Source organism: Catenuloplanes nepalensis (assembly GCF_030811575.1).
Classification (GTDB): Bacteria; Actinomycetota; Actinomycetes; order Mycobacteriales; family Micromonosporaceae; genus Catenuloplanes; species Catenuloplanes nepalensis.
The window spans coordinates 8,643,008-8,666,931 of record NZ_JAUSRA010000001.1; the positions used below are offsets into that span (position 1 = coordinate 8,643,008).

20 protein-coding genes, 1 tRNA gene and 1 riboswitch are annotated in these 23,924 nt (G+C 71.6%); of the genes, 10 read left to right on the forward strand and 11 right to left on the reverse strand.

Going from position 1 to position 23,924, the window contains the following annotated elements:
• Positions 1–72: 72 nt before the first annotated feature.
• From J2S43_RS37535 to J2S43_RS37550, 4 genes are read right to left on the reverse strand one after another with little or no spacing between them, the layout of a single operon-like run.
• Positions 73–1,659, reverse strand: coding sequence for a cell envelope integrity TolA family protein (locus J2S43_RS37535; RefSeq protein WP_306837355.1), 1,587 nt, complete (start codon positions 1,657–1,659; stop codon positions 73–75).
• A complete protein-coding gene (locus J2S43_RS37540; RefSeq protein WP_306837357.1) occupies positions 1,659–1,898 on the reverse strand; it encodes a hypothetical protein in 240 nt (79 codons plus the stop codon). The genes J2S43_RS37535 and J2S43_RS37540 overlap by 1 nt, the downstream gene beginning before the upstream one ends.
• Positions 1,898–2,305 carry a hypothetical protein gene (locus tag J2S43_RS37545; RefSeq protein WP_306837360.1) on the reverse strand — a complete coding sequence of 136 codons (408 nt, stop codon included), beginning with the start codon at positions 2,303–2,305 and terminating at the stop codon, positions 1,898–1,900. Before J2S43_RS37545 ends, J2S43_RS37540 begins: the two co-directional genes overlap by 1 nt.
• Positions 2,305–2,523, reverse strand: coding sequence for a helix-turn-helix domain-containing protein (locus J2S43_RS37550; protein WP_306837362.1), 219 nt, complete (start codon positions 2,521–2,523; stop codon positions 2,305–2,307). The genes J2S43_RS37545 and J2S43_RS37550 overlap by 1 nt, the downstream gene beginning before the upstream one ends.
• A gap of 182 nt (positions 2,524–2,705) precedes the next feature.
• Here J2S43_RS37550 and J2S43_RS37555 point away from each other — a divergent pair, with 182 nt between their 5' ends.
• Entirely contained in the window at positions 2,706–3,026 is a 321-nt protein-coding gene (locus J2S43_RS37555; RefSeq protein ID WP_306837363.1) for a putative quinol monooxygenase, read from the forward strand.
• A complete protein-coding gene (locus J2S43_RS37560; RefSeq protein ID WP_306837365.1) occupies positions 3,023–4,267 on the forward strand; it encodes a helix-turn-helix domain-containing protein in 1,245 nt (414 codons plus the stop codon). The genes J2S43_RS37555 and J2S43_RS37560 overlap by 4 nt, the downstream gene beginning before the upstream one ends.
• On the opposite strand, the gene J2S43_RS37565 is transcribed toward J2S43_RS37560, so the two are convergent.
• Positions 4,258–5,766, reverse strand: coding sequence for a site-specific integrase (locus J2S43_RS37565; RefSeq protein ID WP_306837367.1), 1,509 nt, complete (start codon positions 5,764–5,766; stop codon positions 4,258–4,260). The two genes, J2S43_RS37560 and J2S43_RS37565, sit on opposite strands and share 10 nt — an antisense overlap.
• 76 nt (positions 5,767–5,842) lie before the next feature.
• Positions 5,843–5,918, reverse strand: a tRNA-Arg gene (locus J2S43_RS37570).
• 450 nt (positions 5,919–6,368) lie between these two features.
• On the opposite strand from J2S43_RS37570, the gene J2S43_RS37575 reads away from it, so the two are divergent.
• Positions 6,369–7,673 carry a hypothetical protein gene (locus J2S43_RS37575; protein ID WP_306837370.1) on the forward strand — a complete coding sequence of 435 codons (1,305 nt, stop codon included), beginning with the start codon at positions 6,369–6,371 and terminating at the stop codon, positions 7,671–7,673.
• A 53-nt stretch (positions 7,674–7,726) separates the two neighbouring features.
• Here the strand turns inward: J2S43_RS37575 and J2S43_RS37580 are convergent, their stop codons facing one another.
• Positions 7,727–7,987 (reverse strand): hypothetical protein, encoded by a 261-nt coding sequence (locus J2S43_RS37580; protein WP_306837371.1) that lies wholly within the window; start codon positions 7,985–7,987, stop codon positions 7,727–7,729.
• A gap of 14 nt (positions 7,988–8,001) precedes the next feature.
• A complete protein-coding gene (locus J2S43_RS37585; RefSeq protein WP_306837373.1) occupies positions 8,002–8,211 on the reverse strand; it encodes an RNA-binding S4 domain-containing protein in 210 nt (69 codons plus the stop codon).
• A gap of 50 nt (positions 8,212–8,261) precedes the next feature.
• Positions 8,262–8,354: riboswitch (ZMP/ZTP riboswitch) on the forward strand.
• Positions 8,355–8,374: 20 nt separating this feature from the next.
• On the opposite strand from J2S43_RS37585, the gene J2S43_RS37590 reads away from it, so the two are divergent.
• Positions 8,375–9,820 (forward strand): glycine hydroxymethyltransferase, encoded by a 1,446-nt coding sequence (locus J2S43_RS37590; protein WP_306837375.1) that lies wholly within the window; start codon positions 8,375–8,377, stop codon positions 9,818–9,820.
• A gap of 861 nt (positions 9,821–10,681) precedes the next feature.
• Here the strand turns inward: J2S43_RS37590 and J2S43_RS37595 are convergent.
• Positions 10,682–11,476, reverse strand: a complete 795-nt coding sequence (locus J2S43_RS37595; protein WP_306837378.1) for a methyltransferase domain-containing protein — start codon at positions 11,474–11,476, stop codon at positions 10,682–10,684.
• A 64-nt stretch (positions 11,477–11,540) separates the two neighbouring features.
• Between J2S43_RS37595 and J2S43_RS37600 the strand changes: the two genes are divergently transcribed.
• The 6 genes from J2S43_RS37600 to J2S43_RS37625 all read left to right on the forward strand — a co-directional run bounded on the left by J2S43_RS37600 (position 11,541) and on the right by J2S43_RS37625 (position 22,108).
• The gene (locus J2S43_RS37600) at positions 11,541–12,809 is read left to right on the forward strand and encodes a glycosyltransferase (RefSeq protein ID WP_306837380.1); all 1,269 of its coding nucleotides are present in this window, start codon (positions 11,541–11,543) and stop codon (positions 12,807–12,809) included.
• A 289-nt stretch (positions 12,810–13,098) separates the two neighbouring features.
• Positions 13,099–13,449 (forward strand): hypothetical protein, encoded by a 351-nt coding sequence (locus tag J2S43_RS37605; RefSeq protein WP_306837382.1) that lies wholly within the window; start codon positions 13,099–13,101, stop codon positions 13,447–13,449.
• Positions 13,450–13,618: 169 nt separating this feature from the next.
• Positions 13,619–14,107 carry a DUF6250 domain-containing protein gene (locus J2S43_RS37610; RefSeq protein WP_306837385.1) on the forward strand — a complete coding sequence of 163 codons (489 nt, stop codon included), beginning with the start codon at positions 13,619–13,621 and terminating at the stop codon, positions 14,105–14,107.
• A gap of 86 nt (positions 14,108–14,193) precedes the next feature.
• Positions 14,194–17,259 (forward strand): putative bifunctional diguanylate cyclase/phosphodiesterase, encoded by a 3,066-nt coding sequence (locus J2S43_RS37615; RefSeq protein ID WP_306837387.1) that lies wholly within the window; start codon positions 14,194–14,196, stop codon positions 17,257–17,259.
• A gap of 356 nt (positions 17,260–17,615) precedes the next feature.
• A complete protein-coding gene (locus J2S43_RS37620) occupies positions 17,616–20,039 on the forward strand; it encodes an AMP-binding protein (protein WP_306837389.1) in 2,424 nt (807 codons plus the stop codon).
• Entirely contained in the window at positions 20,036–22,108 is a 2,073-nt protein-coding gene (locus J2S43_RS37625; protein WP_306837391.1) for a YhgE/Pip domain-containing protein, read from the forward strand. Before J2S43_RS37620 ends, J2S43_RS37625 begins: the two co-directional genes overlap by 4 nt.
• 59 nt (positions 22,109–22,167) lie before the next feature.
• Here the strand turns inward: J2S43_RS37625 and J2S43_RS37630 are convergent, their stop codons facing one another.
• Positions 22,168–22,971 (reverse strand): ABC transporter permease, encoded by an 804-nt coding sequence (locus tag J2S43_RS37630; protein WP_306837392.1) that lies wholly within the window; start codon positions 22,969–22,971, stop codon positions 22,168–22,170.
• Entirely contained in the window at positions 22,968–23,882 is a 915-nt protein-coding gene (locus J2S43_RS37635) for an ABC transporter ATP-binding protein (protein WP_306837394.1), read from the reverse strand. The genes J2S43_RS37630 and J2S43_RS37635 overlap by 4 nt, the downstream gene beginning before the upstream one ends.
• Positions 23,883–23,924 lie beyond the last annotated feature (42 nt).

A 23,924-nucleotide genomic window follows, 5' to 3' on the forward strand; every position in this document is an offset into this window, starting at 1 on the left:
TGCGAGCCAGGGAAGGCCACGCTCCGGGACCGTGTGGTGCGCGAGCGGCGACGCTGCCGCCCACCGTGGTGTTCATGCGGTCTCGGCCAGCGCGGGCCGGCCGTTGTTCGGCAGGGCGGACAGGACCCGGCGGACCGTGCGGTCCGAGGTGCCGGCGGCGCGGGCGATCTCGGTCCGGGCGGCGTCGGGGCTGGCGTAGAACGCGGCCACGATCCGCCGCGCGGTCGCCACGGCAACGCCGTCGATGTCCGGGACGCTCACACCCGGCGGGAGCGGGACAGCACCGGACGGCACCGCCGCGAGCGACCGGCCCGCGGGGCGGTCCTTCGCCGGGGTCTTGTCCGCCTCGACCGTCGCGGCCTGGTGCTGGGCCTGGGCGAGCTGCCAGCGCAGCGTGTCCGCCTCGGCCTTGGCCTGCCGCGCGACCTCCTCGGCCGCGAACCGAGCCGTGGCCGCGTCCTGCGCAAGCCGCTGTGCCTCGGCGAGCCGGTCGATCGCGTCGCGGGCTTGACTGCCCGCACGCTGCGCGTCCTCAGCGGTGCGCTGCGCGCTGTGCTCGTACCCGGCGATTCGGTCACGTGCCTCGCGGACCTGCGCTGCGGCCCGTGCCTCCGCGGCCTCGCGATCCCGGCCGGCCCGGCGTGCGGCGTCGGCGTACTGCGTCGCGAGTACCTCGGCCTTGGCACGTGCTGCGCTCTGCGCGTCCGCTTCCGTCCGCATCGCGTCCGCCTCGGCCACCGCCTGGACGCGCCGAGCGGACTCGGCCTCCGCGAGCTGTGCGGCGCTTTCGGCCCACGCCACTGCGGCGGCCTCGGCCTCGCGTGCTGCGTCCGCTTCTGTCCGGGCCTGCGCCGCGGCGGCGCGGGCGGACAGCAGCTCGGCGGGCTCGCCCGGTCGTCCGTACCAGCCGGTCCGGGCGAGGCGGCGGCGGACCTCGGTGATCATGTCGTCGTCCGCGCCGAGCGTGAGCCGGTCGAGCTTCGCTGCCCGGCGGCCGGCCGCTTTCGACCAGCCGTGCTGGCGGCGGTGCTCCAGGTCGGTCATCTGCCGGATACGGCGCTCGCGGTCCACGGTCTCGGTGTCGCGGGCGCCCGGCTCGATCGCCCCGACCGCGAGCAGCAGACGCCGTGGGGTCCACCGCCACGTCGTGGCGTCCGGCGCCTTCCCGTCCTCGGCCGCGGGCAGGCCGTCCCACCATTGCTTGGTGACCAGCAGCGGCAGCGCGAACCGCAGCACGACCTCCACCAGCGAGCCGCCCGCGGACGCGGCGATCACGCCCATGACGATCGCGATCGTCCACGCGGACCGGCCGTGCCGGCCGGGGTGCCCGTGCTGTCGCTGGTGCTTCTCCGCGCGCAGCATCGACGTGCCGAGCATCGCCTCGAACACGAAGAACGCCAGCACCACGAACAGGCCCGGCAGATGCAGCACCTCGGTCGCGATCTCCCACATCGCCTCGGCCGACCAGCCGTAGCCGACGATGACCGACACGATGGTCAGCGCCCGGTCCGCCCGGTCGCTTTTGATGAGCCGCCGCACGATCAGCCCGGCCAGCATCAGCGACAGCATCGACACGGCCAGCGCACCGACGATCACGCCGTCACGGTGATCGGTCAGGAAGTCGCTGAGCAGCGCGGAGAGGGTGTCGAGGGAACCCATCAGGCCACCTCCGGCAGCGCCATGCCGGCGTCGACCAGGTGCCCGCGGTGACGCAGCGCCCGCTTGACCGCACCAGGGCAGCTCAGCCGCGGGGTTCGGCCCGCGTCGAAGCAGGCGCCGCACAGCGTCATGCAGACCACACCGACCTGCGTGTCCGCCTCGTAGACATCCAGCTCGACGTCACCACCGCACGCGTCGCACTCGTCGGCGACCGGGCAGGGAAGGGTGAAGTCGTCCATCAGGCCACCGCCCGCAGCTGCGGCTTGGGCTGGGAGATGGCGTTCAGCGCGGATCGGACCTGCTGGTCGTTCATGTAGAGCAGCCGGCCGATCCGGGTCGGGGTGACGCCGCGGTCGTGCAGCGCCGCGACGGCGGCGCGTCGCTCGGCGCGGGTGAGGGTCACGCGCTCGCCGCGGCACGCACGCTCCACCGCGATCTCGTCCACGTAGAACCGGTCCGGCTCGATCTCGCGGGGCAGCTCGAACTCCACGACCACGCGCTCGTCGTCGCGGATCGCGCGCTCCCAGCACGGGCCGCACGGGTCGGGGCTGTGCCGGCAGATGCGCGCGGCCACCGAGGTCAGCGGGTGGTTGGCCGGAAAGAGACTGCGAACGTGTCGCAGCGGCACCCTGTGGCGGCTCGTCATCACGCCACGCTCCGGAGGCGGTCGTCGTTGGGGTCGTCGTCCGGCGCGCTGGTCATCGCGTCGGTCTCGGCCTGGTCGATGGCCTTGGCCGGCACGGTGTACCGACCGCGGATCTTGACCGCCGGGAACTCGCCGTTCCTGATCGCCCGGTAGAGCGTCGGCTCGGAGAGCCGGAGCAGGTGGGCCGCCTCGGCGACCGTGTAGAAGCGCTGGTCCACTCTCGTTCCTCCCGTATTTGGGCAGGTCACGAGCCGCCACAAGCTGCATGACTGTCAGCAGTGGCATGACTCGCAGTGCTTCTTTGAAGTTAGCCACAGTTTTTCTGCGAGTCAAGAAAATCTGCGACTGGCAGTGAAGTTGCGGGTCTGGGAAGCTGGTCGCAGACACCGAGGGAGGCAGCATGAGCAGGGGTTTTGGGTTGGTCGTCCGGTTCGAACTTCGCGACCAGGCGGCGGCGGACGCCTTCGACGCGTTGGTGGCCCGCACCACGCCGGAGATTGAGCGGCTGGAGCCGGACACGCTGGCGTACGTGGTCCATACCGTCGCGGACGAGCCGTTGGTCCGGGTCTTCTACGAGCTGTACGCGGACCGCGGCGGCTTCGACTTCCACGAGCAGCAGGCGCACACGATGCATTTCCTGAAGGAGCGCGAGCAGTACCTCAGCGGAGTCAGCGTGACGTTTCTCGAAGCGCAGAGCGGAAAGGGGCCGATGCGCCCGTGATTCCGGAGGAACGCCGGGAGTTCGGCGCGCAGATCGCCGGATTGCGAAAGCAACGGGGAATGACGCAGGAGGAGCTTGCCGCCGCGATCGGCCGGACCTCCAGTTGGCTTTCCCAGGTCGAGCGGGGCGTGCAGCCCGTCAACCGGCTCGACGTGCTGCGCCGGCTCGCGGACGGCTTGGGCGTCTCGCTACAGAACCTCCGTCCGGACGTGCCTTCCGTGGCGTCTGCCAGTGAGAGCGAGGCGGACGACGAGATCGCCAACGACCTGGATCAGGCGCGGTTGGTCATCTCCGGCCACCCGGCACCCGACGTTCTCCTCTCGCCCCCGAGCAGCCCTCAGGCCATTAATATCGATGACCTGAGGGCGGCGGTGGAAAACGTCTGGGACCTCACGCACGCGAGCCGATACGCGGATCTGAGCACTGTCATCGGCCCGCTGGTTCCCCGTTTGGAAAGGGCCGCCCGTACCGCGCCGGAAAGCGAGCAGAGCGACGTTTGGCTTTTGCTCAGCCGCACCTATCAGGCGCTCTCAGCCGCATTCGTGCGCCAGGACGAGCCGGACGCGGCATGGCTCGCCGCTGATCGCGCGATCAGCTCAGCGGAACGGTCCGGTGAGGCGCTGCACGTCTTCGCCAGCATCTTCCGGCTGGTGCAGGCGTTCGTCCGTCTCAAGCACCTCGATCAGGGCGAGCACGCGGCGGCGACTGCGGTGAGCGCGCTCCGGCAGCACATCAGCGACGCCACCGCGCGCCCGGAAGCGCTGTCGATACTCGGCTCGATGCATCTCGCGCTCGCACTGGTCTACGCGCGCTCCGGCAACCGCACCGGTGCTCGTGAGGAGATCAAGAAAGCGGGGGAGGTCGCGGCTCGGCTCGGGGAGGATCGCAACGACTTCAACCTGGAGTTCGGTCCGACCAACACCCAGATCCAAGCGGTCTCGATCGCCGTCGAGCTGGGCGACGCCGGCGAGGCGATCGACATCGGGCAGGGGATCACCTCGGACGATCTGTCCGTGGAGCGACGCGCGCGGCTCGCGATGGACCTGGGCCGGGCCTATGCGCAGCGGCGCCAGAGCGGCGAGGCACTTGCCTACCTGCTCGACGCGGAAAGCCTTGCGCCGGAACTCATCCACACCCACGTCGAGGCCCGGAACGCGATCCGTGAGCTGATACTGATCGCGGGCCGGTCCGCGTCGCCCGAGTTGAGGGCCTTGGCGGAACGGGCCGACGCTCAGCCCTGAGCGCCGGCGACGATCGCGCGCTTGCCGCGGCGGACGATCACTTCGTCGGCCTCGGCAAGCAGCGCCACCGCCCGGTGCGCTGTGCTCGCCGCGACGCCGTACCGGCCCGCAAGTTCGGTTACGACGGGGAGCGGGTCGCCGGGCCGGAGCGCGCCGCACCGGACCGCGGCGCGGAGGTCGGCGGCGATCCGGTGGTACGGCGCGGAGTCTTCGGTGACGGGCCGGTCCGGCGACGCGAGTCGTTCGTCAACCGCGACCCCCGCGGGTAGTTCCGGCATGCGGCCGGCGAGCGTGCCGGCCGCGCGCTGGTCGGCCTCGGACAGCCACGCGCTGTAGACCCGGAGCGTCGTCGTGCCACCCCCGCCGTGCCCCAGCCGGCCCGCGACGGTCCGCACGTCGACGCCGGCAGCGATCAGCTCCGTCGCCGTGTAGTGGCGTAGCTGGTGGAGGTTGACGTCCAGACTGATCCGGGCGCCCATCCGCCCGAAGCGCTGCGTCGCGGTGTCGGGCTTCAGCCACGTGCGGCCGTCCGGCGAGCCGGAGAAGATCCGCGCGTCCGCGACCAGTTCGGTACCGAGTTCGGCAGCGCGTTCGACGCACAGCCGGCGGTAAGCGCGGAGCAGCGCGAGCGTTTGATCGTCGAGCACGATCCTGCGCTGTTGGTGGGTCTTGGTGTGTTTCTCCCAGGTCTTCGCGCCGTGCTGCGCGATGCTGCTCCGGATCGTTAGGACGCCGGTGGAGAAGTCGATCCGGTCCCACGTCAGCGCGCACAGTTCGCCGCGGCGCGCTCCGGTGACGAACGCCAGCCAGACGAACATGCCCCAGTCCGGATCGGCCCACGCTTCCATCGTGATCCGCGCGGCCTGCTCGGGTGTCGGCGGATGTGGGTCGGGCCGCCCGGCCGGCAGACGCTCGGCCTGGTCCATCGGGTTCGTGCCGAGCCAGCCCCAGCGGACCGCGCGGCTGCACGCGCCGCTCAGGATGCCGTTGATCTGCTTGATGGTGGAGTCCGCGAGGGGCCGGCAGACGTGCGGCCCGCATCGGTGGTCGCAGGCGTGAGCGCGGTCGGTCCGGTGCTCGACGTACTTCCGCCCGCGGCAGTGCGCGCGGCACTTCCGCAGTTCCGCGTAGAACGAATCGAAGATCTCTCCGCCGAGCCGGGCGATCGGGAACTCGCCGAGCAGCGGCCGGATGTGGTTCTTGATGTAGCCCTCGTAGGTCGGCCGCGTCGTGCCCTCCACCCGCAGCACTTCGAGGTACCGGTCGACGAGCTGGTTCACCGTCGCGCGGGTCCGCGGGTTGCGCTGCTCGTCGAGCTGCCGCAGCAACTTGGTCAACGCCTTCTGTGCCTCGCGGTCCGCGCGTGGCCCCGGCGGGATCGTCTCGGTGAGGTCGTACCGGCGCTTGGTGATCGGGTCGATGCCCGCGTACACCTTCACCCTGAGTGAGCCGGACGGCAGCGTCTCGATGCTTCCGCGATCGCGCTTCTTGGCTGGCATGGCGCGGACGCTACGGCTCGTGTGCCACGGATCGCGCCACGTGAAGATCATCAGCTAGTGGATCAAGGCTGTGACCTGGTGCCCCCGGCAGGATTCGAACCTGCGACACACGGTTTAGGAAACCGTTGCTCTATCCCCTGAGCTACGAGGGCGCGGATGGTCATGTTACCCGACTCCCCGGCGGGTGGCGCCGCCCGGCGGCCACCCTCGCGAAGTGACGTTCGCTGGAACATTTTGCCCAGTGGTACCACGTCATGCGACCGGCTGGTACCGCTGAGTTGATCAAAGGTCACGGACTGATATCAAGAGATTAAGCACATCCTAAAAGATTTCTTTGATGTCCGAGAAATGGTTATCGTCAGGCCGCGTTGCGGAAGCCGCAGTCGCGGAGACTGCCGGATGATTCCCCGCCCCCCTGGATTTCCTTTGTAGGAGTAGGCGTGACTCTGCGTCGTGACCGTCCTCTTTGTACTTAACCGCTTTCGGAGAGTGACGTTCACCGCTCGACCGCGCAGCACCACCGGAAATCGGCATCACCCGGGACGCGCCGATCCGCGAATCGGCGTGTTTCGTTCGTTCCCCTCTTTTGGAGCGTCGCACCTATGAGATCCGTCCCCCGCATCCACCGCGTCGTCGCTCTCACGGCCGGTGTCCTCCTCGGACTGTCCGGCCTGGCCGGGCTGGGCTCGCCGGCGAGCGCCGGCACCCCCGGCGGCCACCACCAGAAGTGTGTCTCGCCCGAGGCCGCCCGGTACGAGCACTCGTTCAACGGCCCGGCCGGCACCGCGAGCATCAAGCTGCTGAACGGCCCGCTCTGCGCCGAGCAGTCGTTCGCGCTGGTCTCCTACACCGCGCCGTCGGCTACGTTCGCCACCCCGCAGCACGTGCTCGACAGCTCCGTGCAGAAGTTCGTCCCGGCCAAGCCGGGTGAGCTCAAGGTGAGCAAGCTGGAGTTCAAGGTCGAGGTGCCGGAGTGCTTCACTCAGGTCGACTTCGTCTTCGGTGACCAGATCATCAACCCGCTGACGGACACCAGCGACCGGTACAACAGCCGCAAGGTCGGCGAGAACGCCGCACCGGGCAACCGGTCGAAGCCGGCCAAGGGCCAGCCGAAGACCGCGTTCTACAACGGCGGAAGCGGCACCTGCAAGGCCGAGCCGGCCGTCGAGGCGCTGCCGGACTGCGAGGGCAACGTCGCGGTCAAGCTGATCAACCGCAGCACGTTCAGCGAGACGTTCACGATCACCGCGGACGGCGGCTTCTCCAAGACGGAGACGCTGAAGGCCCGCCAGGAGCCGGTCACGGTCAACCTGGTCCCGGCGAACGCCAAGAACGTCGTGGTCACGTCGCGCGGCAAGGAGATCTACCGCGGTGGCTGGACCAAGCCGGAGGACTGCCAGGTCCCCGAGGTCGGCACGCCGAAGGCGTCCGTGCAGCAGACCTGTGAGGGCCTGACCTTCACGATCGAGAACCCGGCCAACGGCAAGGACCTGACCACGGTCTTCACCCCCAACACGGGTACGGCGCAGACCGTCACCGTCAAGGCGGGCGAGACCAAGCCGGTGTCCTTCCCGGGCTCCGAGGGCCTCACCGTCAAGGTCGAGGGTGACCTGGACGTGCTGAACGGCGAGGTCGTCTGGGCCGCACCGGCGAACTGCGCCGGCGAGCCCACCCCGCCGACCGAGGGCACCCCGAGCCCGAGCCCGAGCGTCAGCACCCCGCCGGCGACCCCGGGCACCCCGGGGCCGTCGACCACGCCGGTCGCGTACACGCCGGGTGACGAGCCGGAGCTGCCGCTGACCGGTGTGGCCGTCGGTTCCATCGCCGGTGGCGCGATTCTGCTGCTCGGCCTCGGCGCCGGCCTGTTCTTCATGGCCCGCCGCCGGAAGCTGAACTTCACCGCCTGATCGCATTGACGAAGGAGCGCGCCGGCCGGCAACGGGCGGCGCGCTCCTTCGTTCTAGCCGGCCGTGGCGGTGCCGGTGAACGCACCGCCGGGGGAGAACCGCACGGCCGCCTCCGTGCCGTCCGGCAGCCGCAGCGTGCCGTCGCCGGACGGCAGCAGCAGATCCGCGATCTCGCCGTCGCTCAGATCGACCGTGCCGGTCCAGGTCACGACGCCGGTGTCCGCGTCCCGCCGGGTGCGGATGCTGGCGTGCTGAACGGTCTGCGCGGTGCCGTCCGTCGCGAACAGCGTGGCGTTGCCGATGTAGGTGCCCATGGCGGGAGAACCTACTAGCCCACGACCAGCGTGATGTCGTCACCCACCGTCACCACGTCGCCCTTGAAGAGCTGGCGTCCGCGGCGGTCCTCGGGCTCGCCGTTGACCGTGACGTCCTCCGTGTTGAGAAGGTACTTCACGTCCGAGCCCGCCTCGATCACGTCCGCGAGCTTGAGGAACTGACCCAGCCGGATCATGTCGGTGTTGATGGTGACCTCACGCATGAATTCATCATCGAGCCTGGCCGCGCCCGTGCTTCGAGCGGGTATGCTCCGAGGCGGACCGTGACTGGCGCTGTCAGATGGATCAACCATCGGGGAGCGGTCCCGCCCGCATCGGGCGTCTGCCGCGCGCCTGGGCCTCTTCCACCTGTGATAGGGAGGTCCAATGTCCGAGTTGAATCCTGGCGTGCCTGCTGAGCTGAACGCGGAGTCGACCGCGTTCCGTGCCGCGCTCGAGGTCATCCGCTCCGTCGAGCCCCGCGTGGCCGACGCGATCGCGTCCGAGCTGACCGACCAGCGCGAGTCGCTGAAGCTGATCGCGTCCGAGAACTACGCCTCCCCGGCCGTGCTGCTGGCGATGGGCAACTGGTTCTCCGACAAGTACGCGGAGGGCACGATCGGGCGCCGCTTCTACGCCGGCTGCCAGAACGTCGACACCGTCGAGTCCGTCGCGGCCGAGCACGCCAAGGCCCTGTTCGGCGCGCCGCACGCCTACGTCCAGCCGCACTCCGGCATCGACGCGAACCTGGTCGCCTACTGGGCGATCCTCGGCGACCGCGTCGAGAAGCCGATGTTGAAGAAGTTCGAGAAGCGGCAGATCAACGACCTGACCGACGCCGAGTGGGCCGAGATGCGCGCCGCGTTCGGCAACCAGCGCCTGATGGGCATGTCGCTGGACGCCGGCGGCCACCTCACCCACGGCTTCCGGCCGAACATCTCCGGCAAGATGTTCGACCAGCGGTCCTACGGCGTCGACCCGGCCACCGGCCAGATCGACTACGACGGCCTGCGGGAGAGCGCCAAGGAGTTCAAGCCGGCCATCATCGTCGGCGGCTACTCGGCGTACCCCCGGAAGGTGAATTTCCGCATTATGCGGGAGATCGCCGACGAGGTCGGCGCCACGTTCATGGTGGACATGGCGCACTTCGCCGGGCTGGTCGCGGGCAAGGTCTTCACCGGCGACTTCGACCCGATCCCGCACGCGCACATCGTCACCACCACCACGCACAAGAGCCTGCGCGGCCCGCGCGGCGGCATGGTGCTGTGCCAGCCCGAGCTGGCCGACCAGGTCGACCGCGGCTGCCCGATGGTGCTCGGCGGCCCGCTCGCGCACGTGATGGGCGCCAAGGCGGTCGCGCTGGCCGAGGCCCGCCGCCCCGAGTTCGCCGACTACGCCCAGCGCATCGTGGCCAACAGCCAGGCGCTGGCCGAGGGCCTGATCAAGCGCGGCGCCTCGGTCGTCTCCGGCGGCACCGACAACCACATCGTGCTGATCGACGTCGACAGGTACGGCGTGACCGGCCGCCAGGCCGAGCAGGCGCTGCTCGACTCCGGCGTCGTCACCAACCGCAACAGCATCCCGAACGACCCGAACGGCGCGTGGTACACGTCCGGCATCCGCGTCGGCACCCCGGCCCTGACCACGCGCGGCCTCGGCGTCGCGGAGATGGACCAGATCGCCGAGCTGATGCACACGGTCCTGTCCCAGACCACCCCGGACGCCGGCTCCAAGGCCAAGTTCCACCTCGACCGGGCCGTCTCCGATCGCGTCTCCAAGCAGGCCACCGAGCTCCTCGCGCCGTTCCCGCTCTACGGCTCCGTCGCGCTGTAAAGCCTTTCCGAAGCCCGCCTCCGATTCGCGGGAGGCGGGCTTCCCCATACCCAAAGAGCCAGATACAGATTTTCCGCTTCCGGCGTGGCCGATTCCCAGTGCTCCCGCGGGCACCGGTCGGCCGTTGGCCGGCCTCCCTGCCGGTCCCTGCCTGGAAGGTCGAAACCCCTACCGCGCAGGCTCCTCGGACTCGCCCCGCACCCCCGTGCCGGCGTTCCTTCCCGCGACCCTGGTCGCAAGACCGCTCAGTTCGCGCGGCTGGTCAGTTCGCGCGGCTGGTCAGTTCGCGTCCGAAATCACGACATGGCGGACACTCGAATCAGTGCTGCGCGCCTCGCGCAGCGTCGGTGCTGGTGCCACCCGCCGCAGGGGTGTCCCCTTGCCTGAAAATATCGGTTATATCGTCCAGAGCGGCCGATCGGTCGGGACGACTCCAGCCGAAGTGGATCATTGAGTGATACCTGGGGAAGGTCAACAAGCGAAGTCGATCTACCCCAGGTATCACTCAATGATCGTTCGAGGGCCGCACGCAATGTGGGTGGCCGTAGCGGGGGCCGGACGGTGTGGCGCGGCCACGCTTCCCGGCCGGCAGCGATGCTTTTCGCCGAAACCGTTGGGCGCGGCGGACTGCTGGCGGGCGGGACGCACGCAGATCGGATAGCGGTCGTCCAGTTCGTCACGCGGGCCTGGTCGTCTCGCGGGCCTGGTCGTCCCACGGGGCCTGGTCGTCTCGCGGGCCTGGCGCGGCGGTGTCCGGCGCCCGGTCCGTTTCTCGCCCAGGCGATAGGCATGATCGACTAGGCTGAGTGGCATCGGTCGGTCACGGGCGGCCGCCCTGGCCGATGGGGCGGGCGGTGTGCGTCACCGCACGTGGCAGAGGATCTCGCCGTGCAGGATGGCGAACCAGCCGTCCGGGGACTCGGACCAGTGACGCCAGCCGGTGGCGAGGCGGTGGAGGTCGGCTTCGGTGGCGGTGCCGGCCGTGAGGATCTGGTGGGCCATGGCGGATTCGGTGATGCGGTCGGCCCAGAGCGTGCCCCACCAGCGGCGGTCGTCGGGGGTGGCGTAGCACCAGACGGCTGCGCCGGGGGTGATGTCGGTGAAGCCGGCGGCGAGGGCCCAGGAGAGCAGGCGGCGGCCGGCGTCGGGCTCGCCGCCGTTGGCGCGGGCGGTGGCGCGGTAGAGCGTGAGCCACTCGTCGAGCTCGGGGACGGCGGGGTGCCAGGCGAAGCGGTCGTAGTCGCTGTCGCGGGCGGCGACCAGGCCGCCGGGGCGGCAGACGCGGCGCATCTCGGTGAGCGCGCGGACCGGGTCGGCCACGTGCTGGAGGACCTGGTGTGCGTGGACCACGTCGAAGCTGTCGTCGGGGAAGGGGAGGTCATGGACATCGGCTACGGTGAAATCGACGGTGGTCGTGCCGCGCGCCGAGGCTTCGGCGCGGGTGAGCGCGAGCGCGTCCGCGTTGATCTCGGTGGCGGTGACGCGGCCCGGTGCGACCAGCGCGGCGAGGTCCATGGTGATCGTGCCGGGGCCGGCGCCGATGTCGAGCAGTGACTGGCCGGGGCGCAGGTGGGGCAGCAGGTGGGTGGCCGAGTTCTCGGCGGTGCGCCAGCGGTGAGAGCGCAGTACCGACTCGTGATGACCGTGCGTGTACATGCCCCGACGGTAGACCCGGGATCCCGGAGATCGGGATACATCTCTCATATAATAGGATGCGCGGATGCGTGTCCTATTCTCGTTCATCGGCGGCTACGGGCACTTCCTGCCGCTCGTCCCGATCGCCCGCGCGGTCCAGGCAGCCGGGCACGCCGTCGCGGTGCTGGGCGGGCCGCGGATGGCCGGCGTGATTCGCGACGCCGGCTTCGAGGCGCTCCCGGCCGGCGGTCAACCGCACCTACCGGCGCAGCCGCGAACCACGCACCCGCCGGCGCAGCCGAGGGCCGGGCACGCGCCGACAGTGCCGGGGGCCGGGCACGCGCCGACAGTGCCGGGGGCCGGGCACACGCCGACAGTGCCGGGGGCCGGGCACACGCCGGTGGAGGCGGGGGCCGTGCGTGGGCCGCTGGCGCCGCTGGATCTGGCGCGTGAGCGGCGGGAGATCACCGAGCAGTTCATTCGCGGGTCGGGGCGGGAGCGTGCGGCCCGGCTTCTGGAGGTCGCCGGGGAGTGGCGGCCGGATCTGATCGTCTGCGACGAGGTGAACGTCGGTGCGATGATCGCGGCCGAGCGGCTGGGCATTCCGCACGCGACCGTGGTGGTGCTGGTGGCCGGCTCGTTCCTGCAGGACGGTTACACGGCGGAGGCGGTCGACGAGGTGCGCGCGGAGTTCGGCCTGCCGCCGGACAACGGGCTCGCCATGCTCGGGCGGCACCTGATGCTGGAGCCGGCGCCGCCGGGCTTCCGCGACCCCGCGTTCCCGCTGCCGCCCACCGCGCGCGCGATCCGGCCGTCTGCGACGCTGCCAGCGCCCGCGGAGCGCAACGAACGGCCGCTGATCTACTTCACGCTCGGCACCGCGTTCAACGCGGAGTCCGGCGACCTGTTCGAGCGGATGCTGACGGGCCTGCGCGAGCTGCCCGCCGACCTGGTGATGACGGTCGGCCGGCACATCGATCCGGCCGTGTTCGGGCCGCAGCCACCGCATGTGCGCATCGAGCGGTTCGTGCCGCAGGACGAACTGCTGCACCGCTGCGACCTGGTGATCTCGCACGGCGGCTCGGGCAGCGTGCTCGGCGCGATCACGCACGGGCTGCCGATGCTGGTCGCGCCGCTCGGCGCGGACCAGCCGGACAACGGCGCGCGGGTGGCGGCGCTCGGCCTCGGCCGGGTGCTGGACGCCGAGACTGTCACGCCGGAGCAGGCCGCGACCGCGGCCGCCGCGGTGCTGGCCGACGGCGGCCATCGTGCGGTGGCCCGGGCGTTGCGGACGGCATGGGAGTCACTGCCCGGGCCGGACGAGGCGGTCGCGATGCTCGAAGGCATCGTCTGACGCGAATCGGCGCTCCGCGGGGCCTGGTGCGGGGTCCGGGGCAGAATCGTCTGACGCGAATCCGGCACTCCGCGGGGCCGGGCGCGCGGTCCGGGGCAGAATCGTCTTACGCGGATCCGGCACTCCGTGGACCGGGCGCGATGCGGGGCGGAATCGCCGGTGTCGCGAGCTGATCGTTTCCGGGCGCGGACTCTCCGCGTACCCTCGACCGCTGTTTTATGGGTTTTGGTCTGTTTTCTGACGTGAGAATCGGTTGCCGTCAAGACGTCTTGACGGGCACGCTGGAGACATGCCTGCGCCGGATGATCTCGAATACGAGTACACCCTGTTGACTGCCGTGGCCCGCTACGACATTCTGCGCACCCGCGACGCCTTGGCCTCGGCGTCGTCGTCCCCCGACGAGGCCCCGCTGGACCGGGGTCTGGCACCGCTGTCCAAGGAGGAGGCGCTGGAGTTGCTGGCGCTGGGCGAGCTGATCGCGCGCAAGGCGACGTATGGTCGGCAGCTCGACGTGCGCACCGCCCGCAAGGCCGGCGCCTCGTGGGCCCAGATCGGACAGTCGCTCGGCTGCACGAAGCAGTCCGCGTGGGAGACGCACGCGAAGTGGCTGGACGAGCAGGTCTGGACGCAGCAGCAGTGACCGCGTTAAAGATCTCGCAACAACACATTTGAAGCTCTCGATTAGCCTCGGTGGCCGCACGCAACGGCAACACCGGGAGCTGCGCCATGAGGCCTCTGATCGCGGCTGCCACCGCGCTCGGCGTGACCGCGAGCCTGCCGGCCGCGTCACGCGAGCGCCGGTGGCGGCCATGCGTATCCACCACCCACGGGCCGGATCGTCGAGAGCCTGGACCGGCAACTATGTGCTGAACTCGGACGTGCTCGACGTGGACGTGCCCGGCGGCGCCACGATCTGGCTGAGGCAGGGGCTGGCCGGGCCGTACGAGATCGAGTTCACCGCCGTGCCGATCTCCGCTGGGGGACCGAACGACCTGGTCACCGATCTGAACACGTTCTGGAACGCCCGTGACGCGCGCTCGCCGAACGACATCTTCGCCACCTCACGCGGCGGCGCGTTCGCGGAGTACGACCACCTGCGCACGTACTACGCCGGGCAGGGCGCGAACCTGAACACCACCACGCGGTTCCGCAGATATGTCGGCGAGCCGGGCAACCGGCCGCTGGTCTTCGACTACACCGATCCGGCGCCGTACGACAGCGGCTGGTTCGCGTTCCGCACGGTCGCCGGCCACTTCACCTTCGCCGATTTCACGGTCTGGCGGCCACCGTCCCGGTGATGCCCGATTGAAAGGAGTGGATATTAGTCAGTTCCACCGGTTTGCTACCGAAATGCACCTCGGGAGCAAACCGGAAGGGAGGGCCGATGTCCACCCGAGTCGCGCGGGCCTGCTTCGGCGTGTGGATGGTCGTGCTCGCCGCGGGCTACTACGCGGTTCCGGCGTACGGGAGTGCCCTGTGGGCCGCGCTCGGCTTCTCCGCCTCGATCGCGGTGCTGGCCGGGGTACTGCTCAACCGGCCCGCGCATGCGCTGCCCTGGTTCCTGCTGTGCGGCGTGCTGGTCACGTTCACGCTCGGCGACGCGATCTACAACCTGATCGTGGACGGCAATCCGTTCCCGTCCCCGGCGGACGCGTTCTACCTGTTGTCGTACCCGCTGCTGGCCGGTGCTCTGCTGCTGTTCATCCGGTTCCGGTCGGGTGCGGACGACCGGGCAGCGCTGCTCGACGCGCTGGTGCCGACGGCCGCGATCGCGCTGCTGGTCTGGGTTCTCTGGATCGGGCCGTTCGTGCGCGACGCGGATCTGAGCACGGTCCAGAAGCTCATCTCGATCGGCTATCCGCTCGGTGACGTGCTGGCGCTGGCCATGCTGGTGCGGCTGCTCGGCTCGCCCGGCACCCGGCACCTGTCGATCACCGCGCTCACGCTCGGCGTCACCTCGCTGCTCGGCACCGATCTGATCTACGGGCTCAACCAGCTCAACCAGGACTGGCACACCGGCAGCCCGGTCGACCTGGGCTGGGTCGTGTTCTACACGATGCTCGGGTACGCGGCGCTGGACCCGTCGATGACCCGGCTCACCGAGCACACGCCGGCTCCGTTCGTGCCTCGCGTGGCCGGGTGGCGCCGGCTCGCCATATTGTGCGCGGCTGCGCTGGTCGCACCGGCCGTGCTGGTCTACGAGAACCTGGACGGCACGGTCTCCGACGCCCCGGTCATCGCGGTCTTCTCCGCGCTGATGTTCCTGCTGGTCATCGGCCGGCTCGCCGGGCTGCTCGCGGACCATCGGCAGATCAGCAACCGGGAACGGGTGCTGCGTGAGGCCGGCGCCCAGCTGGTCTCCGCGGCCACGCCGGCCCAGGTCGCGGACGCGGTCCGGGCCGCGCTGGCGCAGCTGATGCCGCCGGACGAGCCGTACGTGCTGGAGAGCGCCGGCATCTTCGACAGCATGACCCGGGACGAGTTCTTCGCGGACGGCGTCACGCTGCAGCCGGTCGACGTGCTCCCGCCGACGCACGGCGAGCCGCTGGACGGCTTCACGGTCGCGCTGCGCGCACCGGGGCCGCTGCTGCCCCCGGCGGGCTCGTCCGCGCTGCAGTTCACCTGGATCTGCCTGGCCGCGCGCGAGCCGGTGCTGTGGCGGCTGCAACCCGCGTTCGAGGCGCTGGTGTCGCAGGGCACGATGGCGATCGACCGGATCGCGCTGGGCGCGGAGATCAACCGGCGCAAGCACGAGTCGTACTTCCGGACGCTGATCCAGAACGCGTCCGACGTGATCCTGATCGTCGACGACGAGGACCGCATCGGGTACGCCAGCCCGTCCGCGGCGGACGTCTTCGGCACACCCGCGGCCACGCTGACCGGCACGCCGGTCACCGATCTGATCGTGGGCGAGCAGCACGAGAACCTCCGGGACGCGCTGCGGCGGCTGCGCGCCGGCCGGGGCCAGGCGACCGCGTTCGACCTGGTCGGGCTAGGTGCCGACGGACGTACCGTGCAGGTCGAGTGCACGATCCAGGACATGCGGGACGAGCCGACCGTGCGCGGCGCGGTGCTCACCATGCGCGACGTCACCGAGCGCCGCCGGCTGGAGAGCGACCTCGCCCACCAGGCGTTCCACGACACGCTCACCGGCCTGGCCAACCGGCTGCTGTTGCAGAACCGGATGGAGCACGCGCTCATGCTCGCCCAGCGGGACCGGTCCGTGGTCGGGCTGCTCTTCATCGACATCGACGACTTCAAGGTGGTCAACGACACGCTCGGCCTGGTCGTCGGCGACCGGCTGCTGGCCGCGGTCGGCGCCCGGATCGCCGGCGTGGTCGGCCCGCAGGAGACCGTGGCCCGGATGGGTGGCGACGAGTTCGCGGTGCTGATCGAGCAGTCGTACGGCCCGGCCGAGGCGGACGACGTCGCCGCCCGGATCGTCGAGGCGTGTGCGGAGCCGTTCGAGCTGCGCTACGACAGCGGCGGCTCCGCGATGGTCGGCGGCGCGGTCAGTATCGGCGTCACCACCAGCGTGGAGGCGCACGACGCGGCCGAGATGCAGCGCCAGGCCGACCTCGCGCTCCACGTGTCGAAGGGCGCCGGAAAGGGCCGCTACGCCCGCTACCAGGCGGATCTGCACACCGCGATGGTGGAGCGCCTGGAGATGCGGGCCGCGCTCAGCACCGCGGTCGAGGACCAGCAACTCGTCCTGCAGTACCAGCCGATCGTGGACCTGGCCACCGAGGAGATCGTCGGTCTGGAGGCGCTGGTCCGCTGGCAGCACCCGACCCGTGGCCTGATCGGGCCGGGCGAGTTCATCGAGGTCGCGGAGGAGAACGGCGCCATCGTGCCGATCGGCGCCTGGGTGCTGCGCGAGGCGCTGCTGGCGATCGCGAACTGGCGGCAGCTCGTCCCGGCCGCGCCGCTGCGCTACGTCTCGGTGAACGTCTCGGCCCGGCAGTTCCGCAGTCCCGGCTTCGTCGACGAGGTGGCCAAGGTGATCACGGAGAGCGGCGTGGCACCGTGGCGTCTGCTGCTGGAGATCACCGAGAGCCTGCTGCTGCGCGACGACGAGTCGGTCTGGCAGGACCTGGCCCGGCTGCGCGAGATGGGCGTCCGGATCGCGATCGACGACTTCGGCACCGGCTACTCGTCGCTCAGCTACCTGCGCCAGATGCCGGTCGACATCCTCAAGATCGACAAGTCGTTCATCGACGACATCTCCAGCAGCAAGCAGCAGCGCGCGCTGGTGGCCGCGATCGTCAGCATCGCGGACAACCTCAACCTCGGCGTGGTGGCCGAGGGCGTCGAGGACCCGGCCCACAAACAGATACTGCTGGACATGGGCTGCCCGTTCGGACAGGGCTACCTCTTCTCGCCCCCGGCCTGGCCGGACGCGGTGGCCGCCTGGCTGGACACCGGCATCCGCGAACAGATCCCGGCCTGAAACCCTGCGAAGAACGATTTTCCCGCTTCCGGCGTGCCCACTTCCCCAGTGCTCCCGCGGGCACCGGTCGGCCGCGGGCGGCCTCCCTGCCGGCGCCGTCGCTGGTCACCCCAGACCCGGCCCCGACCGGGCGTCACCAACGCGGGGTGGCCCGTGGTGTGGCGGAACCACCGCGGATCTGGAAGGGAGGAGCGCCAGCGACGACCGGTGCCCGCGGGAGCACTGGGAAGCGACCACGCCGGAAGTGGGAACATCCGCTTCTGAAGGCTTTTCGGCGCTTAGCACAGCATGTCGTCCTGTGGTCGGTAAGACCGATTCACACTTGATACGGCTGATCTCCGTCCTACGCTGCCGGTGTGGCGGTGTCGGCGCAACGGTGGCCGGAGCGCGCCCTCCTCTGCGAACGGACCGTCGCCGGCTGGCACGAACTCGCGCCCGCCGAGCTGCAGACCCGGATCAGGACGCGGGCGGGCGGGCTGCTCGCGGCCGGGCTCGGCGCGGGGGACCGAATCGCGATCCTCGGCGCACCCGGGTACGAGTGGGCGATCACGGACCTCGCGGCCTGGTGGATCGGCGCGATCCCGGTCGCGCTGCAGGAGGAGGCGCCCGGTGGGCAGCTCGACTGGATGCTGCGCTGCTGCGGCGCCTCGGCCTGCGTGGTCACCGGCGACGATCCGGCGCTCACCGCGCGGGTCGCGGCCGCCGGTCTCGCGCACGCCTGGCAGGCCGGCCCGGACGGGCCACTGACGCCGCTGCCCGCGCTGGAGGTGCCGACGCCCGGCGCGATCCCGCCGGCTGCCATCCCGCCGGCTGCCATGCCGTCCGGCGCGGTCGCCACCATCGTCTACACGTCCGGGGTCAGCGGCCGGCCCGCGGCCTGCCGGCTCACCCACGCGAACCTGGACGCCGCCGCGCGCGCGGTCCGGGACGCGCTGCCGCAGCTGTTCGGCGGCGAGCCGCACACGGTGCTGTCCGCGCTGCCGCTGTCGCACATCTTCGGCCGGATCGTGCACCTGGCCGCGTTGACCGGCGGCGCGCGGATCGCGCACACCGGCCCGGAGCGGATCCTGGCCGACCTCGCGGAGCTGCGGCCGTCCGTACTCGCGGCGCTGCCACGCTTCTTCGAGCTCCTCTGGGGACGGCACCTCGGCGGGGACGGCACGGCGGAACGGGCCGCGCTGGCCGGAACGGGCGGGCTGCGCGGGTGGCTGCGGCGGTCCCGGCACGAGAAGGCGTTCGCGGTGCTGCGGGACGCACTCGGCGGCCGGATGCAGTTTCTGATCACCGGGGGCGCGCCGGTCAGTGAGCGGCTCGCCATGCTGTATCAGGGTGCGGGCGTGCCGCTGCTCACCGGGTACGGCCTGACCGAGGCCACCGCCGCGGTCACGCTGAACACGCCGGCGCTGCACCGCCCCGGCACGGTCGGCACGCCGCTGCCCGGCGTCGAGGTGCGGGTCAGCCCGGACGGCGAGGTCTTCGTGCGCGGCCCGGCCGTCTTCCCCGGCTACGACGGCCCGTCCGAGGCCGACCGGGACGCCGTGGTGGACGCGTCCGGGTGGCTGCACACCGGCGACCTCGGCGCGCTGGACGACGACGGGTACCTGCGGATCGCCGGCAACGTCGAGGACATGATCACGCTGCAGTCCGGGCGCCGGGTCGCCGCGGTCGCGCTGGAGGAGGCGGTGCGCGCGCACCCGCTGGTCGCGTACTGCCTGGCGGTCGGCGAGCGGCGGCCGTACGTCGCGGCGCTGGTCGCGCTGGAGGAGAGCGCGGTCCGGCGCACGTTCCCGGACGCGGACGACCTCGCCGGCGACCCGCGCGTGATCGAGGCGATCCGGGTGGCGATCGACGCGGCCAACGCACGGGCGTCCGCGGCCGAGCAGATCCGCCGGTTCGAGATCCTGCCCGGCGGCCTGTCCCGGTGGTCCGGGCATCTCACGCCCGCGCTCCGGCCGCGCCGCCGGCTGCTCTCCGCGCTGTTCGCCGCGGAGATCGAGCGTCTCTACGCGGTCGGGACCCAGCCGCAGGTGGTCTTGAAGGACCCGGTCGAGGCGGTGACGATCGAGGCCCGCGCGGTCGCGGCGAAAGGGCCGCACGGGCTGCTGCTGCGGCCGACCAGCGTCGGCGTGGTCGCGGGACGCCGGGTCGCGGTCGCCGGACCGCCCGGCCACGGCCACACCGCGCTCGCGCTCGCGCTCGGCGGCCGGCTGGAACCGGACGACGGCGAGGTCACGCTGGACGGCGAGCGCTCCGGGCCTCGGCTGCGCGAGGCGGTCGCGCTGGTCGACGTGCCCGGCATCAGTGAGCCGGACGAGATGCTGCCGCTCGCGGCCGTGGTCGGCGAGGAGCTGTCGATGGCCCGGGCCCGGACCGGGCGGCGGGCGGTCCGCGAGTGGCTGGACCGGCACGGCGCGCTCGTCTACGCGGAGACCCGCGCCGAGCACGTGCCGGGCGCGGTCCGCACCCGCGTGCTCGCCGAGCTGGCCGCGCTCCGGCCCGGTGTCAGCGTGCTCGTGCTGACGCTGCCGGACCGGCACGGCGGCGGGCCCAGCGCCTGGTGGGATCTGGCCGGCGTGCTCGCGGCGCGCGGCTACGGCGTGCTCGTCCAGTGCACGGACACCTCGGCGGAGCTGCTCGGACTGCGCGCGGTCCGGCTCGGCAACGCCGATCCGGACACACCGGCCGCGGCGGGCTTCACCATCGGCACGATCCGCCGCCGGGAGTCGGGCGGGTCCGCGATCACCGAACCGATAGGCCGACACACCGAGGAGATTTCGTGAGTGCTGTCCGGTTGGCCGTCTCGGAGCTGCGCAGGCTCACCGTGGGCCGCACGCCGAAGCTCGTGGTGCTGGCGCTGGCCGCGGTCCCGCTGCTCTACGGCGGGCTGTACCTCTATGCGAACTCCGACCCGTACGCGCGGCTGGACCGGGTGCCGGCCGCGCTGGTGATCGACGACGTCGGCGCCACCCAGCGGGACGGCTCCCTGATGCAGGCCGGCGCGCAGGTCGGGTCGGAGCTGATCTCCGACGCCGCGTTCGACTGGCGGCGCACCACCGCGGAGGCCGCGGAGGCCGGCGTGCGGGACGGCGAGTTCGACTTCGCACTGCGCATCCCGGCCGACTTCTCCGCCGCGCTGATCTCCACCACCGAGGCGGCCGAGGGCGGCGGCGCACCGCGGGCCGGCACGATCGTGCTGACCACCAACGACGCCAACAACTACGTGGTGCACACGATCGCGGCGCAGGTCGCCACGAAGATCCAGGATTCGCTGTCCCGGGAGGTCGGCACGCGCGCGGCCGAGCGGTTCCTCCTCGGTTTCCAGCACATCCACGAGCGCACGTCCGAGGCAGCGACCGGCGCGGACAAGCTCGCGGAGGGCGCCGGCACGGCGCACGACGGTGCGGAGAAGCTCGCGGACAGCAGCGCCAAGCTGGCCGGCGGCGACCACGACCTGCTCAGCAGCGCGCGGGACCTGGCCGCGGCCGCGCAGGCCGGTGGCGCCGGCGCACGCACGCTCGCCACCGCCGCCGACGACCTCGCGGGCGGGCTGAGCACGCTGCGTACGTCGTCGGCCGCGCTGCCCGGCTCGGTGCGCACGCTCGCGGACGGTGCCGCGTCGGTCGCGGCCGGCGCGCGCGAGGCCGCGACCGCGGCCGGCGGCTTCTCCGGCGCGACCGCGTCGAGCGAGCTGGACGCCGAGGCGGAGGAGCTCACCGGACGGCTGACCGCGCTGGGGGTGCCCGAGGCCGAGGTCGCCGCGATCGGCGCCCGGCTCGACGACTCCCGCGCCGCGCTGGCCGCCTCGCAGGCGAACATGGCCGCGCTCGCCACCCGCCTCGACTCGCTCGCGCTCGGCGCGGACCAGGTCGACGCGGGCGTGGGTGAGCTGGCCACGGCCGTGCCGGGGTTCACCGCCGGAATCAACGACGCCGCGCTCGGTGCGGCCGCGCTGAACGCCGGCGCCACCCGGATCGCGGACGGCAGCGGCGCGATCAGCGAGGGGGCGATCGCGCTTCGGGACGGTCTCGCCGCGTCCGCGACCGGTGCCGCGAAGCTCGCGGACGGCTCCGCCGACCTGGAGCAGGGCCTCGGTACGCTCGCCGGAAACGCCCGCGACCTGGCCCTCGGTCTGCGCGGTGGCCTGGCCGAGATCCCGAACCTGGACGACGGCTTGCGCGCGGCGACCGCCGGCACGATCGCAAACCCGGTCGACGTGCGGACCGTGCGCCAGAACGAGGCCGCGAACTACGGCGCCGGCCTCGCGCCGTTCTTCCTCTCGCTGGCCGCGTGGATCGGCGGGTACGTGCTGTTCCTGCTGGTCCGCCCGCTCTCCACCCGGGCCGTGGCGGCCAACCAGTCCGGCCTGCGGGTCGCGCTCGGCGGCTGGCTCGCGCCCGCGCTGCTCGGTGCCGCCCAGATGGGCCTGCTCTTCGCGGTCGTGCTGCTCGCGCTGCGGTTCCATCCGGTGCACCCGGCCGGCATGGCCGCGTTCATGATGCTGGCGTCCGCCACGTTCATCGCGATCATCCATATGCTCAACGCCTGGCTCGGCGCGGTCGGCCAGTTCCTCGTTCTGGTGCTGCTGGTCCTGCAACTGGTCAGCGCGGGCGGCACGTTCCCGTGGCAGACCATTCCGGCACCGCTGCACGGACTGCACCACGTGTTGCCGATGGGCTACTCGGTCGAGGGCCTGCGCCACCTGATGTACGGCGGCGACATGATGGCGGTCGGCCGCGCGGTCTCCATCCTGGTGGCCTATCTGCTGGCCGCGCTGCTGCTCACGGCGCTCGGCGCGCGCCGCCACCGGGTCTGGACGGTGGCCCGGATCAAGCCCGAGGTGGTGCTCTAGAGAACGGACGGCTGCCGGGCCCGAACCGGGCCCGGCAGCCGTCGCACCCCCCCGGAAGGTCAGTTCACCTCGCGGCGCATGATGCGGATGGTGCCGAATATCAGCGGGACCGCCACCCACACCAGGGCGGACACGCCGAACCTGGCCCACTCGCCGGACGTCACGTCCGCGCCGCCGATCGGCATCGAGGTCGTGTTCATGTCCAGCCACGCCGCCGCGTCGCGCAGCCGGGAGACCATTGCGCCGAGCGTGGTCCACAGCGTGGGGACCACGAAGTAGAGCACGATCGCCAGCGGCGAGTTGAGCAGCAGCGCGCCGAACGCGGAGCCCATCAGGATGTAGGCGATCTCCAGCACCACGAAGCCGAGCAGCGCCTCCGGCTGGAGCGTCCAGGAGCCGTCGCCGTCCACCGCGATCGCCACCAGGTTCGCGATCGCGGACGTGCCCGCGGTCACCGCCGTGGTGATCAGCGCGATCACGACCGCGGCCAGCAGCTTCGCGGCGATCACCCGGCCGCGCGCCGGGACCAGCGCGAACGTGTTCAGCGCGGTCCGCTGGGTCCACTCGCCGGTCATCGCCAGGATGCCCAGCACCGGCAGCAGGATGCTGACCGGGATCTGCGCGAAGCCCATCAGCTCGGCGAAGTTGGCCGTGCTCCGCGGCTCCTCGGTGGCCAGCATGACCACGTGCGTCAGGATCACGCCGAGCGCGATCACGATCAGCAGCCAGACGCCGGCCCGGGTGTCCGCGAGCTTGCGCAGCTCCACGCCGGTCAGCGTGAGCAGCGAGACCCGCTTGTGGCCGCGCCCCTCATGCGAGGCAGGCAGCGTGGCCGGACGTTCCATCTCCACGGTCCCGGTCATCGCGCGCCCTCCTTGACAGCGTCGCCCGCGGCGGCCGGTGCGGCCGTCAGGCTCAGGAACATCTGCTCCAGGCCGCCACCGTCGGCGGGCCGGAGTTCGAGCAGCACCACGTTGTTCTCCGCCGCGGCCCATCCGATCGCGCCCGGCTCCGCGCTGACCAGCAGCGCGCCGTCCTGGGTCCGCGTGTGGGTCAGCCCGGCGCGGTCCAGCGCCGTGGCCAGCCCGGCCGGGTCGATCGCGCGGACCAGCGTCCCGCCGCCGGCCAGCAGCTCGGCCTTGTCGCCCTGGGCCACGATCCGGCCGCCACCGATCATCACCAGCCGGTCCGCGACCGCGTCGACCTCGCGCAGCAGGTGCGAGGAGAGCAGCACGGTGCCGCCCCGGTCGGCGAAGCCGCGCAGCAGACCGCGCATCCAGAAGATGCCCTCCGGGTCCAGCCCGTTCGCCGGCTCGTCCAGGATCAGGATGGCGGGCTCGCCGAGCATCGCGTGGGCCAGGCCGAGACGCTGCCGCATGCCGAGCGAGTACTGACCGACCCGCTTGCGCGCGGCCCTGCCGTCCAGCCCGACCAGGTCGAGCACGGCGGCGACCCGGGAGCGGGGCACGCCCATGGTCATCGCGGACAGGGACAGCACCTCCCGGCCGGTACGCCCGCTGTGCTGCGCGGACGCGTCCAGCAGCACGCCGATCCGCCGGCCCGGGTTGTCGAGGCGCCGGAACGGCACGCCCGCCACGGTCGCGGTGCCCGACGTGGGCGTCGCGAGGCCGCAGATCATGCGCATGGTGGTGGACTTGCCGGCGCCGTTCGGGCCGAGGAAGCCGGTGACCGTGCCGGGCTCGCAGGTGAACGAGACATCGTCGACGGCGGTGTGCGCGCCGTACCGTTTCGTCAGGTGGTCAGCCGTAATCATGTCGACAAGCCTGGCCGAGCCACCCGGCTGCCCGCGTCGGCC